At 60.1% G+C, this 1,561-nt stretch carries 1 protein-coding gene; it reads right to left on the bottom strand.

What is annotated here, in order from left to right:
* Positions 1-109: 109 nt before the first annotated feature.
* The gene (locus C7G61_RS42670; protein WP_108523406.1) at positions 110-1,480 is read right to left on the bottom strand and encodes a transposase; all 1,371 of its coding nucleotides are present in this window, start codon (positions 1,478-1,480) and stop codon (positions 110-112) included.
* Between the last annotated feature and the right edge of the window lie 81 nt (positions 1,481-1,561).

Raw genomic sequence — 1,561 nt, 5'->3', positions numbered from 1 at the left:
GATTTTGTTGCAAAAGTCGGTTGAGACCGATGGATGTTGGCCGGTCGTTTCACTAACGGCGATCGGCTTTGTCCGCCGGCTCCCCGGCGCTCTCTACTCAACTCTTACGCTACGCAACACACGGCGCATGAGCGGGTGGCGGTCGCGCAACCAACGACGCGAGCCGCCGCAGGTTCTGGGCGATGGCAGCAAGGACAAACTCGTCCTGGGCACCTCGCGGTCCACGCAGTCGAAGCCGACCGAGCTTCAAGATGCGCTTTAAGTGCGCGAACCGCATCTCGATCTTCTTGCGCTCTTTCCGCGACTGCTCGAAGCCCTCGGAACTGGCGAGCAAACGGGCAACATCCCGGGCGTGCTCATGGATGTCGCGCGGGATCTTGCGCGATGGGTCTTTCGGACAGCACTTTGGTTTGAGTGGGCATACATCGCAGTCGAGCTTGCTGGCGCGATACAGAAGCGTCTTGCCTTCATGTACGGTGCCGCTTGTCCCCAGTTGCTTGCCGCCGGGGCAATGATAGACGTCGTTGGTCTGGTCATATTGAAAGTCGCTGCGCGAGAAGGTGCCGTCATCCCGCTTCGATTTGTCGAACACGGGGATGTGTGGCGCGATGCCCTTTTCCTCGACCAGCCAGTTCAGCATCGGAGCCGCACCGTAAGCCGTATCCCCGACAAGCCGCTCCGGCTTGAGACCGAAGCGTTCCTCTGTTCGCTGGATCATGGTCTTTGCCGCCCCGACCTCGGCCTGCCGAATGGAGCGGGAGGCCTCGACGTCAACGATAACGCCGAACTTCACATCGATGAGATAGTTGTCGGAGTAAGCAAAGAAGGCCGGTCCCTTGTGAGCGCCGGTCCACTGGGCTGCAGGATCGGACGGCGAGACAAACTTCGGGACAACCTCGCTGGCAGCGCCCCACGCCGTATCGTCGAGGGTCGCCAGATACTCCTTCACCGCGCGGCTCGATTTCTTGGGATCGCGATCTCTGTGCCAGTCCGGTCCCGCGATCGAGCGCTGCTTGTTGGCATCGGCAGCAATCAGGCTGGCATCGACGGCAAAGCCTTCCCCACCCACTAGCCCGGCAGCAATACACGCCTCGACAACCCGCTCGAACACGCGACGGAAAACCTCTCCCTCGCGGAAGCGCTCGTTACGGGCGCGTGAGAACGCCGAATGATCCGGGATGGCGTCCTCAATGCCGAGCTTGCAAAACCAACGATAGGCGAGGTTCACCTGCACCTCGCGACAGATCAGCCGCTCCGAACGGATTGCGAAGACATACCCCACGACCAGCATCCGGATCATCAACTCCGGATCGATGGAAGGGCGACCCATGAACGAATAGTGAGGTGCAAGTTCGCTGCGAAGCCAGGACAGATCGAGAGCAGCATCGATCTTCCGCACCAGATGATCCTCGGGCACCGCGTCGCCAAGATGAAACTCGTAGAACAGTTGACCTTGGTCACTCTTCAGACGGCCCATCATGGATCGACCTCGCCGAGATTCGCGTCAACACAACGGAATCACGGTTCGCGGCCTGCCTCAACCGACTTTTGCAACAAAATC

The organism is Bradyrhizobium algeriense (assembly GCF_003062295.1).
Lineage (GTDB): Bacteria > Pseudomonadota > Alphaproteobacteria > Rhizobiales > Xanthobacteraceae > Bradyrhizobium > Bradyrhizobium algeriense.
This window is presented reverse-complemented; position numbering and strand designations above follow the sequence as displayed.

Excerpts from the sequence above, each read along its gene's own strand:
- C7G61_RS42670 (WP_108523406.1), bottom strand. The coding sequence starts at position 1,480 with ATGATGGGCCGTCTGAAGAGTGACCAAGGTCAACTGTTCTACGAGTTT.